The organism is Flavisphingomonas formosensis (genome assembly GCF_009755815.1).
Classification (GTDB): Bacteria; Pseudomonadota; Alphaproteobacteria; order Sphingomonadales; family Sphingomonadaceae; genus Flavisphingomonas; species Flavisphingomonas formosensis.
In genome coordinates, this window is the sequence record NZ_WRPK01000004.1 from 382,408 (window position 1) to 395,508 (window position 13,101).

Genomic DNA, 13,101 nt, shown 5'->3' on the forward strand with positions numbered 1-13,101 from the left:
CGCAACTGGACACGCCTCGCAGCGTTGGGACGGTGTGCGATCGAGGAGGTTCCATGCGCCGGCTGTCCATCCTGCTTCCGCTCATCGCTCTCGTCACTGCCTGCGGAAGCGGTAAGGGGATCGCGGGAAATGCGGCAGACGGAAAAAGCGGCGGCCGCCCCGATACACGGCCTTTCGCAATGATACCGGTCGCCACGCTGGATGCGCCGTGGGCGATGACCTTCCTGCCGGATGGCCGCATGCTCGTCACCGAGAAGGCGGGCCGCATGCTGCTGCTGTCGGCGGACGGCGGCACCAAGGTTGCGGTCGAGGGCATTCCCGAGGTGGACAGCGCGGGGCAGGGCGGCCTGATGGATGTCGTCCTCCATCCCCAGTTCGGGCAGAACCGGCTGGTCTATTTCAGCTATTCCGATGCAGGCGTGGGCGGCAAGGGCGTGGTCCTGGCGCGCGGCGTCTTCAGCGATGGCGCCCGTCCGGCGTTGCTCGAGGTGCGGCCCATCTTTCGCGCCAGCCCCTACGTCGCCGGCAACGGTCATTATTCGGGCCGCATCGCTTTTTCGCCCGACGGCCATCTCTTCTTCACCAATGGCGAGCGGCAGAAGTTCGATCCCGCGCAGGATCCCGCCTCCACGCTCGGCAAGGTGCTGCGGTTGAACGACGACGGATCGCCGGCCGCCGGCAATCCTCTTGCCGCGAAAGGCTTCAATCCGGCGATCTGGTCTTACGGCCACCGCAACCTGCTCGGCATCGCCTTCGATGCTCAAGGCAATCTGTGGGAGCAGGAGATGGGACCGCGGGGCGGGGACGAGGTGAATCTGATCCTGCCGGGCCGGAATTACGGCTGGCCGCGCGCGTCGAACGGAAGCCATTATGACGGCCGTGACATTCCCGATCACCGGCCGGGAGACGGCTTCGAAGCGCCGAAGCTCTGGTGGAATCCCTCCATCTCGCCGGCTGGCCTGATAATCTATTCGGGTGCGATGTTCCCGCAATGGAAGGGCGACGCTTTCCTCGGTGCACTGTCGGGCGAAGCGCTGATCCGCGTCCACCTCGACGGGACGCGCGCCTCCAAGGGCGATCAATGGGACATGGGCCGCCGGATCCGTGAGGTGGAGCAAGGCCCTGATGGCGCCATCTGGCTGCTCGAAGACGGATCGGGCGGGCGGCTGCTCAAGCTGACGCCGAAGGCCTGAGCGACAGGTTCAGACGCCGATCACGGGATCAGTGCAGGCTCGATCTGGAAAGGAGATTGACCACCAGCACGCCGGCAATGATCAATCCCATGCCGATCATCGCGGCGGCGTCGAGCTTCTGGCCGAACGCGATCCAGCCGATCGCGGAAATCAGCACGATGCCTGCCGCGGACCAGATGGCATAGGCGACGCCCACGCTCATCGTGCGCAGGGTGAGCGACAGGCAATAGAAGGCGATGCCATAGCCCACCACGACGATCGCCGAGGGAATCGGCCTCGAAAAACCTTCCGATGCCTTGAGCGCGGATGTGGCGATCACTTCGGCCAGGATCGCGATCGACAAGGTGAGATAGGCATTCATGTGCGGGGCATCTAGCGACCGACGAGGGACCGGCGCAACCTTCCGCGCGTATCAACTCGCTTGCCGGGCTTGACGCATTCTGCCACCGGCTTCCACCATCGCGCGTACGTGTAAGGGATGCTGCGCAAGATCATGAAGCTCGTCGTCGTCGAATCGCCGGCCAAGGCCAAGACCATCGAGAAATATCTGGGGCCGGGCCATCGTGTTCTCGCCTCCTACGGCCATGTGAGGGACCTGCCGGCCAAGGACGGATCGGTGGATCCGGACAACGGTTTTGCCATGGAGTGGGAAAGCTACGCGGACAAGGCGAAGCAGCTCAAGGCGATCACCGACGAGGCGAAGGACGCCGACACGCTGATCCTCGCGACCGACCCCGACCGCGAGGGCGAGGCGATCAGCTGGCATGTGCAGGAAGTGCTGAAGAAGCGCCGGGCGCTGCCCAAGGACGTGCGCCGGGTGACGTTCAATGCGATCACCAAGCCGGCGGTCACCGAAGCGATGGCGAATCCGCGCGCTCTCGACGAGGATCTGATCGACGCCTACCGCGCCCGCCGCGCGCTCGATTATCTGGTCGGCTTCACCCTGTCGCCGGTGCTCTGGCGCAAGCTGCCCGGCGCGAAATCGGCCGGCCGCGTGCAGTCGGTGGCGCTGCGTCTCGTGGTCGATCGCGAGCGCGAGATCGAGTTGTTCAAGCCGCAGGAATATTGGTCCGTCCATGCCGACATGGAGCATGACGGCGTGCCCTTCGTCGCGCGCCTCGCGCGGTGGAAGGGCCAGAAGCTGGATCGCCTGTCGATCGGCAATGCCGGCGATGCGGAAGCGGCCAAGGCCGCGGTGGAGCAGGGCCGCTTCTCTGTCGTCTCGGTCGAGACCAAGCCGCTGACGCGCAACCCGCCGCCGCCTTTCACCACATCGACCCTGCAGCAGGAAGCCGCACGCAAGCTCGGTTTCTCAGCCAGCCACACCATGCGGATTGCCCAGAATCTCTACGAGGACGGCGCGATCACCTATATGCGTACCGACGGCGTGCAGATGGACGAAAGCGCGATCTCCGCAGCGCGCGGCGCAATCGCCAATCGCTACGACGCCTCCTACGTGCCGGACAAGCCGCGCCACTACACCGCCAAGGCCAAGAATGCGCAGGAAGCGCATGAGGCGATCCGGCCGACCGACTTCTCGCGCGACCGCGCCGGCTCGGGCGATCATGCCCGGCTTTACGATCTGATCTTCAAGCGCGCGCTGGCGAGCCAGATGGCATCGGCGCGACTGGAGCGTACGACCGTGGACCTCGCCGACGGCACCGGCCAGCATGGGTTGCGCGCCACCGGCCAGGTGATCCTCTTCCCCGGCTATCTCGCGCTTTACGAGGAAGGCCGCGACGATCCTGTCGGCGGCTCCGGCAAAAACGCCGAAGCCGCAAGCGACGACGAGGATAGCCGCCGCCTGCCGCGCCTCAAGGACGGTGACACGCCGGCCAAGAAGGCGGTCCATGCCGAGCAGCATTTCACCCAGCCGCCGCCGCGCTATTCGGAAGCCAGCCTCGTCAAGAAGATGGAGGAACTCGGCATCGGCCGGCCGTCCACCTACGCCTCGATCCTGCAGGTGCTGAAGGATCGCGAATATGTGACGGTAGAGAAGAACCGCTTCATACCGGCCGAGAGCGGCCGTCTGGTCACCAGCTTCCTCGAGCGCTTCTTCGAACGCTATGTGAGCTACGACTATACCGCCGGGCTGGAGGAGAGCCTGGACGACGTGTCGGGCGGCCGCGCCAGCTGGCAACAGGTGCTCGAAGCCTTCTGGCGTGATTTCAAGCCGAAGACCGCCGAGGTGATGGAGCGCAAGCCGAGCGAGATCACCGCCGCGCTCGACGAATTCCTCGCGCCCTATCTCTTCCCCGACAAGGGCGACGGCAGCGATCCGCGGCTTTGTCCGGTGTGCCACCAGGGTCGGTTGTCGCTGCGCGGTGGGCGCTTCGGTGCGTTCATCGCCTGCTCCAACTATCCGGAGTGCAAATATACCCGCCGCTTCGCCCAGGCGGGTGCGCAGGATGTCGGGGCGGACGAGGGGCCCGTGGTGCTTGGCACCGATCCGGACACCGGCGAGGAGGTGACGAAGCGCTCCGGCCGGTTCGGGCCCTATGTCCAGCTCGGCGAGGGCAAGGAAGCCAAGCGCGGCTCCATTCCCAAGGATGTGCCGGCGGAGGATTTCGGCCTGGATTGGGCGCTGCGCATCCTCTCGCTGCCGCGCACCGTGGGCGACCATCCCGAGACCGGCAAGCCGATCACGGCGAGCATCGGCCGCTATGGCCCCTATCTGGCGCATGACGGCAAATATGCGCGCCTCAAATCGACCGCCGAAGTGTTCGAGACGGGCATGAACGCCGCGGTCTCGAAATTGGCCGACGCCGCCAATGGCGGCGGACGCGCCCGCGGCGCGGCACGCGAGCCGATGAAGGCGTTTGGCGACTCCCCGGTGACGGGCAAGCCGGTGAAGCTGATGGAGGGGCGTTTCGGTCCCTATGTCACCGACGGCGAGACCAACGCGACGCTGCCCAAATCGGCCGATCCGGCAACGCTGGATTTCGAGACGGCCTTGCGGCTGCTCGAGGAACGCGCCGCGAAAGGGCCGGCCAAGGGCAAGAAGCCGGCCGCCAAGAAAGCGCCGGCCGCCAAGAAAGCGCCGGCCGCCAAGAAAGCGCCGGCTGCCAAGAAGGCTCCGGCGAAAAAGAAAGCTGCTGCGAAGAAGGGGTGATCCCTCTCATCCTCCCCCGCGGGGGAGGATGAAATGGAGGTCAGGCCGCGTCCTTCTCGCGCTCGCGCATTTCCTGATTGAGCATCTCTGCGAGCAAGAAGGCGAGCTCGATCGACTGGCCGGCGTTGAGCCGCGGATCGCAATGGGTGTGATAGCGGTCGGCGAGGCTCTGCTCGGTGATCGCGATCGCGCCGCCGGTGCATTCAGTGACGTTCTGGCCGGTCATCTCGGCATGGATGCCGCCGCCATGCGTACCTTCCGCGCGGTGCACCGCGAAGAAGCCGCGCACCTCGGCCAGGATGCGATCGAACGGCCGCGTCTTATAGCCATTGGCGGCCTTCACGACATTGCCGTGCATCGGATCGCACGACCAGACCACCGGCCGGCCTTCGCGCTTTACGGCGCGGACGAGTGCGGGCAGGTGCTTTTCGATCTGATCGTGGCCATAGCGGGTGATCAGCGTGATGCGGCCCGGCTCGCGGCCCGGATCGAGCGTATCGAGCAGACGTAGCAGCACGTCCGGATCCAGGCTCGGCCCGCATTTGAGGCCGATCGGATTGCCGATGCCGCGCAGATATTCGACATGGGCCGAGCCCTCGAAACGGGTGCGGTCGCCGATCCAGAGGAAGTGCGCCGAAGTGTCGTACCAGCCGCCGGTGAGCGAATCCTGGCGGGTCAGCGCCTGCTCATAGGGAAGCAGCAGCGCCTCGTGGCTTGTGAAGAAGGAGGTGCCGTTGAGCTGCGGCACCGTCTCCGGATTGATCCCGCACGCGGCCATGAAGTCGAGCGCGTCGCCGATCCGCTCGGCCACCTGGCTGTACTGCTGCGCCCAGGGGCTGCGGCCCATGAAGTCGAGCGTCCAGGCATGGACCTGATGGAGATTGGCATAGCCGCCCTGCGCGAAGGCACGCAGCAGGTTCAGGGTAGCGGCCGATTGGTTGTAGGCCTTGATCAGCCGCTGCGGATCGGGCTGACGTGCCTCTGTCTCGAACGCGATGTCGTTGACGATGTCGCCGCGATAGCTCGGCAGCGACACGCCGCCGAGTTCCTCGGTCGGCGCCGAGCGCGGCTTGGCGAACTGGCCGGCCATGCGGCCGACCTTCACGATCGGCAGCTTGGAAGCATAGGTCAGCACCACCGCCATCTGGAGGATGACGCGGAAAGTGTCGCGGATGTTGTTCGGATGGAACTCGGCAAAGCTCTCCGCGCAATCGCCGCCCTGGAGCAGGAAGGCCTTGCCTTCCGCCACGCGGGCAAGGTCCGCAGTGAGCGCGCGCGCTTCGCCGGCAAAGACGAGCGGCGGATAATGGCCCAGTTCCCCCGTCGCGTTGGCCAATGCCGCAGCATCGGGATAGTCGGGCATCTGCCGCGCTTCGTATTGCTTCCAGCTCTCGGGCGTCCAGTTCGTCGCCATTTTACCACATCCTTTCAGGCGGGCTCCTTTGAGCGTTCGGCGACCGGAAAGCAACCGGCGATGCCTGCCCGCGGCGACGAGAAAAAGTGCGGGGCAGGATGGCCTGTCTTCACCGTAATGGTAGCCTCGCGCGCCGGGCTGGCGCGGCAGGCGCAAATCGGGCAGGGCGTGCGGCCGGCCGTGTCTGCGAGGCACTTCGCCGCGAGGGAAGGAGTGATGGCTCATCGTCGAGATCCGGTACGGTGCGAGAAAAGGCTGCTTTCCGGCCACTGCTGCGCCACAAGCCCGTGCAGCATAGCGCAAAAATTTCTCTCGTGACGGCGATGGAACGAGCGGAACTGTGAGCCGTCTCACAGGAGCACCCATCCCCCCGTGGCACGCTTCGAGCGCGCTTGACGGAGATGGGAAATGGGGATTCCTTTCTTTCCGGGGGAGATGGGGGCATGGACGTCTGATATGCTGATCGCACAGATCACGGACATCCACCTGGGCTTCGAACCCGACAATCCTGCGGAGTTCAACCGCAAACGCCTTGATCGCGTGCTGCGTACCTTCGAGGAGATGGAACGGCGGCCGGATCTGATCATCGCCTCCGGCGATTTGGTCGATCGCGGCGACGTCGATTCCTACCGGCGGCTCCGGATCGCGCTGGACGGCTGCCAGATTCCGGTCTTTCCCTGCCTCGGCAATCATGACGCGCGGGCGTCATTCCGGCGGATATTCCCCGATTTCGAGATGCCGGACGGATTCCTGCAATATGGGCTGGATGCCGGGCCGCTGCGCATCCTCGTGCTGGATACGCTGGAGGAGGGGCGCCATGGCGGCGGCTATTGCCCGGCGCGCGCGCGCTGGCTGAAGGAGCGCATCGCCGATGAGCCGGAGCGGCCCACCGTGCTGGTGCTGCATCATCCTCCGGTCGAGACCGGCATCGGCTGGATGACAAGCCTGCCGGATGAACATTGGATCGTGCGGCTGCGCGATGCGCTCTCCGGTGCGCATAATATCGTGGGTATGCTGTGCGGTCATATCCACCGGCAGATGACGACCATCTGGGAGGGACGGGTGCTGACGGTCTGTGCGTCCAGTGCGCCGCAGGTGGCTCTGGATCTGTCGACCATCGATGCGGACCGGCCGGACAACCGGGCGATGATCGTCGCCGATCCGCCAGCCTTCGCGCTCCATCTGTGGACCGGCGACCGCTTGGTCAGCCATTTCGACGTGGCCGAGGATCATGTGACGCTTGCACGCTACGATGTCCGGATGCAGCCGTTGGTCGCGACGCTGATGGCAGAGGGGCGGGGGGACTGAGCGCGGAGGGCTTCAATCCGGCGTCGCTTCGCATTAGCTACGAAGGATGCCCGAGCTTCCCGAAGTCGAAACCACCGTCCGCGGCCTGCGCAGCGTATTGGATGGCGCGCGTCTGACTCGCGTCGAGCCGCGCCGTGCGGATCTGCGCCGCGCCATTCCTGAGGATCTGCGCCAGCGGTTGACCGGCGCCGCCGTCACCGGCCTCTCGCGTCGCGCCAAATATGGGCTGATCGACACTGATCGCGGCGATACGCTGATCTTCCATCTCGGCATGTCAGGGCGATGGCGAGTCGATCCGGGAGATATCGGCACGCACGATCATCTGCTGATCGAGACGGCGGCGGGGCGGCGGCTGGCACTGTGCGATCCGCGCCGCTTCGGCTCGCTCGATCTTATCGAGACGGCTGCGCTTCCTGCGTTCGCGCCATTTGCGGCACTGGGGCCGGAGCCGCTTGGGCCGGATTTCACCGGTCGCTATCTGCACGGCAGGCTGGAAGGGCGGATCGCGCCGATCAAGGCCATGCTGCTCGATCAGCGTATCGTGGCGGGCTTGGGCAACATCTATGTCTGCGAGGCGCTCCACATGGCCAAGATCGCGCCGACGCGCGAATCCGGCAGTATCTCGCGCGCAAAGCTCGATTCGCTGGTGGGCTCGGTCCGCTCGGTGCTCGAAGCGGCGATCGACGCCGGAGGTTCGACGCTGCGGGATTATGCGCGGCCCGACGGCGAGCTCGGCTATTTTTCGAAGCAATGGCGAGTCTATGGAAGGGAAGGCGAGCCTTGCCTGTGCGGCCGGCCGGTCGCGCGCCGGGTAGATAGCGGGCGATCGACATTCTTCTGCGAAAAGTGCCAGCGGTGAACCGACGCCGGGCTTTTTCAATACCGTTACGGTTCAGGTTGACCGGGCGGCCATCTCTGTGTAGATCGCCCGCCGTGCCGGTGCGGTTTTCCGCGCCGTTTTTATTTCAAGCATCCGAGGACGAGCATGGCGAATACGCCGCAAGCAAAGAAGCGCATCCGTCGCAACAATCGCCGCGCCGACATCAACGGTGCGCGCGTGAGCCGTATCCGGACCTTCGTGAAGAAGGTCGAAGCCGCGATCAACGCCGGCGACAAGACGGCTGCCGTCGCTGCCCTGGCGTCGGTTCAGCCTGAGCTGCAGCGTGGCGTGTCCAAGGGCGTGCTTCATCGCAACACGGCATCGCGCAAGTTTTCGCGCCTGACGAAGGCCGTCGCGTCGCTCGCCTGAGCCGCCGCAACCTGGGTTACAAATTTAAGGCAGCCCGCCGGGGAGTTTTCCCCGGCGGGTTTTCTGTCATGTGCACTGCGGGATGTTGTGGATAATCCACGATTCGTTGCGGCTCGGCTTTTGGGCCGATTGAGAAATTTTCCTTTTAGATCATGTATTTAATGGGCATCTCGACGCACTTTCGCCGTTAGTTGCTGTCAACAGCTATATTTCAGTTCCGTGACTTTTTGTCCCCTTGATCGGGGCCGAAATCTCTCCCTAAAAGACTGCATCGGACAGGCGAATCTCTCCGGTCCGGCAAAGCATCGATCATGGTGGGTATAGAGCGACTGCGGGGGCTCCGTAGCGCAACGGATGAGTGTTCGCGTCTCTCGGGGGCATGGTGCTTGCCGGGGAGAGGGGGGCTGTTGAGTGGCGCAAACGGTGAAGCCTGATTGTGTTTTCGAGGGGCCGGAAGGCGCCGGATCCGAGGCTTCGCCTCTCGATGCGGCCTGGATGGCGATCCGGGCCGAGCTCAAGCGAAGCTGCGGCGTGCGGACCTTCGACGGCTGGCTGAAGCCGATCAAGCTCGAAGGCTTCGATGCCGAGAGCGGCACAGTGCGGCTGACGCTGCCCTCCGAATTCATGGCGAACTGGGTCGAAACCCATTTCGCCGAGCAGATTCGCGCTGCCTGGCGTGCCATGCTCCCGCTCGTGCGTTATGTGACCATCGAGGCTGCGGCGGAATCGGCTCGTCCGTTGATAGCGTCGATCGAGCGGGATGAAGATGCCGAGCCGACGAAGCCGGTCGAGATCATTTCGGCGCCCGCCGCGCCGGTCTCCGCTGAGCCTTCGCCGTTCGAGGCGCGCTACAGCTTCGACAGCTTCGTCGTCGGCAAGGCGAACGAGCTGGCCTATAATGCCGCGCGCACGCTGGCCGAGGGCGGGGCGCTGGCGTTCAATCCGCTTTTCCTCCACGGCGGCACCGGCCTCGGCAAGACGCATCTCATGCATGCGATCGGGCAGGAATGGCTGCGGCGCCAGCCGGGCTCGCGCGTGATCTACATGTCCGCCGAGAAGTTCATGTTCGAGTTCGTCTCCGCGATGCGGGCGAAGGACACCTACAGCTTCAAGGCCCGGCTGCGTGCGGCCGACGTGCTGATGATCGACGACGTGCAGTTCATTTCGGGCAAGGATTCCACCCAGGAGGAATTCTTCCACACGATGAACGAGATCATCAGCGCCAAGAAGCGGCTGGTGATCACCGCAGATCGATCGCCGCAGGATCTTGAGGGAATCGAGAGCCGGATTCAATCTCGTCTCACCTGGGGGCTGGTGGCGGACGTCAATCCCGCCGATTTCGAGCTGCGCTTCAACATTCTGGTGAAGAAGCTCGAGGCGATGCCCGAGGCCCGGGTGCCGCACGAGGTGGTGATGTTCCTCGCGCGGCGGATCAGCGCCAATGTCCGCGAGCTGGAAGGCGCGCTCAACCGCGTCGTCGCCTATGCGCTGCTCACCGGCCGCGAGATCGACATGGCGTTCACCGAGGAAACGCTTGCCGATCTGCTCCGCGCCAATCAGCGTCGCATCACGATCGACGAGATTCAGCGCCGCGTGTCCGATCATTATCGCATCCGCCAGGCCGAAATGTCGTCCGCACGCCGCGCGCGGGAAGTGGCACGGCCGCGGCAGATCGCCATGTATCTCGCCAAGCAGCTCACACCGCGCTCGCTGCCCGAGATCGGCCGGCGATTCGGCGGCCGCGACCATACGACGGTGATTCACGCCGTCCGTCAGATCGAGAAGCTCCGCCAGAGCGACGCAGAACTGGACGCCGACGTCCGCCTGCTGATGCGCCAGCTTGAGGGCTGATCGGGCTTTTCAGCCGGACGCATTCATCGCGTCGGCACATCAATCAACGCTGAAGGTATTCAGTATCGGTCGATAGGGAGGCGGCGTAGCGGCGCTGCCTACCGACGCGGTCGCAGCCCTTCCTCGCTAAGCTCAACCCCGTTCAGCTCCGATGAAGCGCGCATCCCATGCCGTGCTCCCTGCGGCAGGCGCAGGGAGCAGCATTCTCACTTCTTGTCCGGCGGCGCGATGGTGATCTTCACCGTTTCGCCCGAGCGGCCGGGGAAGTTCGTGAACATCGCTTCGACCAGATTCGGAACCAGCTCGGTCAGCTTGTCACCGCGCGAGTGAGCCTTGGCGTGGCCTTCGAAGAGGCTCTGGCCATCGACGGTGCGCTTGATCTGCATGTCTAGGTGGCTGGTATAGACGGTGTAGCTGGACACGTCCGGATAGTCCCAGCCCCAGAAGGGATCACCCCAGCCCATATAATAACGGCCGCGCCAGCCGCCCCAGCCACCCCAACCATAAGGACGACCCCAGCCCCAGCCTCCCCAGCCGGGCCCGGGTCCGAAGCCAGGGGTGGTTTGGATCTTCTCGACGCCGTGATCGACGCCATAATCGACCATCACGACCAGCGTGGCGCTCTTCGGATCACTCGCCTGAGCATAGCCCTGGCTGGTCAGCCGCTGCGCGATGATCGCTGCATATTGTGCGAATTCCAGGCCACCTTCATTTGCCGGATTGGCCGGCTGGATGACGAAGCTCTGGCCTTGCGGGGCCGGCATTGCCTGGAACCGGGCAACGTCCGCCTGGAACGGGGTGGCGCAAGCCGAGAGGGCCAGCAGCGCTACCGGAGCAGCGAGAGAAAAGATCTTCTTGTTCAGTGCCATGGCTTGCGACCTCTCGGGCGGATACCCGGATATAGGAACGATTGCTTCTATCGCAATCGGCACCTGAACGGGGTTTGAACAATAGATGAACAGTCAAGGGCTTATGCGGCCCGTGTCGAATGATCCGCGACGATTGGAGCTCCGCAGCCTCCGAGCGCCTTCATTCGGACCGGTCTCAGCCGGAGAGGCCGAGTGCGCGATGGGCGGCATCGAGCGTCGGCGCGGCCAGCTCCCTCGCACGCGCAGCGCCCTTCTCCAGCAGCGCGTCGAGCTCTGCCGGATCGGCGAGCAAGGCATCGAGACGCGTCTTGATCGGGCGCAGCGTCTCCACCAGCAGATCGGCCAGCGCCGGTTTGAACGCGCCGAATCCCTGGCCGGCGAAGCGCTCCAGCACTTGCGACACGCTCTCGTCCGCGAGAGCGGCATAGATGCCGACGAGGTTGCGTGCCTCGGGCCTGCCTTCGAGCAGCGCGGAGTCTTCCGGCAGCGGCTCCGGATCGGTCTTCGCCTTGCGAATCTTCTGCGCGACGGTGTCGGCATCGTCGGTGAGATTGATTCGGCTCATGTCCGATGGATCGGACTTGGACATCTTCGCCGTGCCGTCACGCAGCGACATGATCCGCGCGGCCGCCGGCGGGATGATCGGTTCCGGCAGCGTGAACAGCTCGACTCCGAAATCGGTGTTGAACTTGGTCGCGATATCGCGCGCCAGCTCCAGATGCTGCTTCTGATCCTCTCCGACCGGCACATGGGTTGCCTGGTAGAGCAGCACGTCCGCGGCTTGCAGCACCGGATAGGCATAGAGGCCGACGCTCGCGCCCTCGCGATTCTTGCCGGATTTCTCCTTGAACTGGGTCATGCGGTTCAGCCAGCCGATGCGGGCCGTGCAGTTGAGGATCCAGGCGAGCTGAGAATGGGCGGGCACGCGCGCCTGGTTGAAGAGGATGGCGCGATCGGTATCGATGCCGGCCGCAATCAGCGCTGCCGCCATGCCGCGCACATTGGCGGCCAGCGCGGCCGGATCGTTGTAGACGGTGATCGCGTGCAGATCCGCCAGGAAGAACAGGCACTGGCCGGCATCGTCCTGCATGCGCACCCAATTGCGGATCGCGCCCAGATAGTTGCCGAGGTGCAGGTTGCCGGTGGGCTGGATGCCGGAGACGGTGCGCATGGTCATAGTGGTGCGCGTCTCGCGGATGGACGGGGGTTCGTCAAGATTGGCGCTGTTCGCGCGGGCGCGAAAAGGCCGCCGCTGCTATCTCCGCCGTTGCCGCCGGAAGTCGCTCGGTGTCATGCCGTGGGCGTCGCGGATGAGCGCGGTGAAGGTGGAGGGGCCGCTGAGCCCGAGCCGGTCGGCGATGGCGGCCATGGACAGCCGCGTCTCGCAAAGCAGCTGCTCTGCCGCGGCCAGCCGTCGCTCGCGCAGATAGGCGCCGGCGGTCAGGCCCGTGCTCTGCCGGAAGGCACGGCGGAAGTGCCGCTCGCTCAGCCCGCACAGAGCGGCCAACGCCGAAATCGGAACGGCTCCGTACCGTGCCTCGATCTCGGCCCTGATGCGGCGCAGCTGCCATGGGGCAAGGCCGCCACGTTGCAGCTTGCCGGCTTCGGCCTCCGCCACGCGGGCGACCTCGATCAGGGTGAGCACGGACAGGGCGGCGATGCGGGCGTCGGAGGCCAGTTTCGGCATGCGTGCCTCCTCGGCCAGCATGCGGACATAGCCGGCGACCGAGCGCGAGCCGAGATCGAAGAAGATGTCGGGGATGAAGGGGGTGTCGAGGCCGGGCAGGTGGGGCAGGGCGATCCGATCCCGATCGAAGCGGCACCAGATCATGCGGCGGCGCGACTCCGCGGCGATGCGCACCTCCAGCTCGACGTCGCCGGGCACGACGACCAGCCGGCCGAACGGATGGAAAGCAGTACCGAGCTGGGGATGGAAGCGTCCAATGCTGCTCGCCGGGCCGTCGTCGGCGAACATGCCGATGCTAAGCTCATGCGCCTTGTGCCGACGCGAGGCGCCGCTGACCGGATCGTGCGATGCGATCGTTACGGTCGTGCCGCCGGCGTTGACCGCCGTCTCGATCTCCCAGCCTGGGATCATCTGCTCT

General features: G+C 65.2%; 11 protein-coding genes. 6 read left to right on the forward strand and 5 right to left on the reverse strand.

Annotation, left to right across the window (positions count from 1 at the left end):
• The first annotated feature begins 53 nt into the window (after positions 1 to 53).
• Positions 54 to 1,193 carry a PQQ-dependent sugar dehydrogenase gene (locus GQY20_RS13915; RefSeq protein WP_157217711.1) on the forward strand — a complete coding sequence of 380 codons (1,140 nt, stop codon included), beginning with the start codon at positions 54 to 56 and terminating at the stop codon, positions 1,191 to 1,193.
• A gap of 28 nt (positions 1,194 to 1,221) precedes the next feature.
• Here GQY20_RS13915 and GQY20_RS13920 read toward each other — a convergent pair whose 3' ends face one another.
• Complete coding sequence (locus tag GQY20_RS13920) at positions 1,222 to 1,554, reverse strand: DMT family transporter (RefSeq protein WP_157217712.1); 333 nt, start codon at positions 1,552 to 1,554, stop codon at positions 1,222 to 1,224.
• A gap of 132 nt (positions 1,555 to 1,686) precedes the next feature.
• Here GQY20_RS13920 and topA point away from each other — a divergent pair, with 132 nt between their 5' ends.
• Entirely contained in the window at positions 1,687 to 4,305 is a 2,619-nt protein-coding gene (topA, locus tag GQY20_RS13925) for a type I DNA topoisomerase (RefSeq protein ID WP_157217863.1), read from the forward strand.
• Between the two features lie 40 nt (positions 4,306 to 4,345).
• Here topA and GQY20_RS13930 read toward each other — a convergent pair whose 3' ends face one another.
• On the reverse strand, positions 4,346 to 5,719 hold the full coding sequence (locus GQY20_RS13930; RefSeq protein WP_157217713.1) for a class II 3-deoxy-7-phosphoheptulonate synthase: 1,374 nt from the start codon (positions 5,717 to 5,719) through the stop codon (positions 4,346 to 4,348).
• Positions 5,720 to 6,175: 456 nt separating this feature from the next.
• On the opposite strand from GQY20_RS13930, the gene GQY20_RS13935 reads away from it, so the two are divergent.
• From GQY20_RS13935 to dnaA, 4 genes are all read left to right on the forward strand, one after another.
• Positions 6,176 to 7,027, forward strand: coding sequence for a metallophosphoesterase (locus GQY20_RS13935; RefSeq protein WP_157217714.1), 852 nt, complete (start codon positions 6,176 to 6,178; stop codon positions 7,025 to 7,027).
• 46 nt (positions 7,028 to 7,073) lie between these two features.
• Complete coding sequence (mutM, locus tag GQY20_RS13940; protein WP_157217715.1) at positions 7,074 to 7,886, forward strand: bifunctional DNA-formamidopyrimidine glycosylase/DNA-(apurinic or apyrimidinic site) lyase; 813 nt, start codon at positions 7,074 to 7,076, stop codon at positions 7,884 to 7,886.
• 126 nt (positions 7,887 to 8,012) lie between these two features.
• Positions 8,013 to 8,276, forward strand: a complete 264-nt coding sequence (gene rpsT / locus GQY20_RS13945) for a 30S ribosomal protein S20 (protein WP_157217716.1) — start codon at positions 8,013 to 8,015, stop codon at positions 8,274 to 8,276.
• 495 nt (positions 8,277 to 8,771) lie between these two features.
• Positions 8,772 to 10,127 carry a chromosomal replication initiator protein DnaA gene (gene dnaA, locus GQY20_RS13950; RefSeq protein ID WP_157217864.1) on the forward strand — a complete coding sequence of 452 codons (1,356 nt, stop codon included), beginning with the start codon at positions 8,772 to 8,774 and terminating at the stop codon, positions 10,125 to 10,127.
• Positions 10,128 to 10,333: 206 nt separating this feature from the next.
• On the opposite strand, the gene GQY20_RS13955 is transcribed toward dnaA, so the two are convergent.
• From GQY20_RS13955 to GQY20_RS13965, 3 genes are all read right to left on the reverse strand, one after another.
• Positions 10,334 to 10,996 carry a DUF4136 domain-containing protein gene (locus GQY20_RS13955; protein ID WP_157217717.1) on the reverse strand — a complete coding sequence of 221 codons (663 nt, stop codon included), beginning with the start codon at positions 10,994 to 10,996 and terminating at the stop codon, positions 10,334 to 10,336.
• A 175-nt stretch (positions 10,997 to 11,171) separates the two neighbouring features.
• Complete coding sequence (trpS, locus tag GQY20_RS13960; protein ID WP_157217865.1) at positions 11,172 to 12,167, reverse strand: tryptophan--tRNA ligase; 996 nt, start codon at positions 12,165 to 12,167, stop codon at positions 11,172 to 11,174.
• An 84-nt stretch (positions 12,168 to 12,251) separates the two neighbouring features.
• Positions 12,252 to 13,094, reverse strand: coding sequence for a helix-turn-helix domain-containing protein (locus tag GQY20_RS13965; protein ID WP_157217718.1), 843 nt, complete (start codon positions 13,092 to 13,094; stop codon positions 12,252 to 12,254).
• Between the last annotated feature and the right edge of the window lie 7 nt (positions 13,095 to 13,101).

What these genes read in the sequence shown, in the direction of transcription:
- GQY20_RS13915 (WP_157217711.1), top strand. Translation starts at nt 54, where the DNA reads ATGCGCCGGCTGTCCATCCTGCTTCCGCTCATCGCTCTCGTCACTGCC.
- GQY20_RS13920 (WP_157217712.1), bottom strand. Translation starts at nt 1,554, where the DNA reads ATGAATGCCTATCTCACCTTGTCGATCGCGATCCTGGCCGAAGTGATC.
- topA (WP_157217863.1), top strand. Translation starts at nt 1,687, where the DNA reads ATGAAGCTCGTCGTCGTCGAATCGCCGGCCAAGGCCAAGACCATCGAG.
- GQY20_RS13930 (WP_157217713.1), bottom strand. Translation starts at nt 5,719, where the DNA reads ATGGCGACGAACTGGACGCCCGAGAGCTGGAAGCAATACGAAGCGCGG.
- GQY20_RS13935 (WP_157217714.1), top strand. Translation starts at nt 6,176, where the DNA reads ATGCTGATCGCACAGATCACGGACATCCACCTGGGCTTCGAACCCGAC.
- mutM (WP_157217715.1), top strand. Translation starts at nt 7,074, where the DNA reads ATGCCCGAGCTTCCCGAAGTCGAAACCACCGTCCGCGGCCTGCGCAGC.
- rpsT (WP_157217716.1), top strand. Translation starts at nt 8,013, where the DNA reads ATGGCGAATACGCCGCAAGCAAAGAAGCGCATCCGTCGCAACAATCGC.
- dnaA (WP_157217864.1), top strand. Translation starts at nt 8,772, where the DNA reads ATGGCGATCCGGGCCGAGCTCAAGCGAAGCTGCGGCGTGCGGACCTTC.
- GQY20_RS13955 (WP_157217717.1), bottom strand. Translation starts at nt 10,996, where the DNA reads ATGGCACTGAACAAGAAGATCTTTTCTCTCGCTGCTCCGGTAGCGCTG.
- trpS (WP_157217865.1), bottom strand. Translation starts at nt 12,167, where the DNA reads ATGCGCACCGTCTCCGGCATCCAGCCCACCGGCAACCTGCACCTCGGC.
- GQY20_RS13965 (WP_157217718.1), bottom strand. Translation starts at nt 13,094, where the DNA reads ATGATCCCAGGCTGGGAGATCGAGACGGCGGTCAACGCCGGCGGCACG.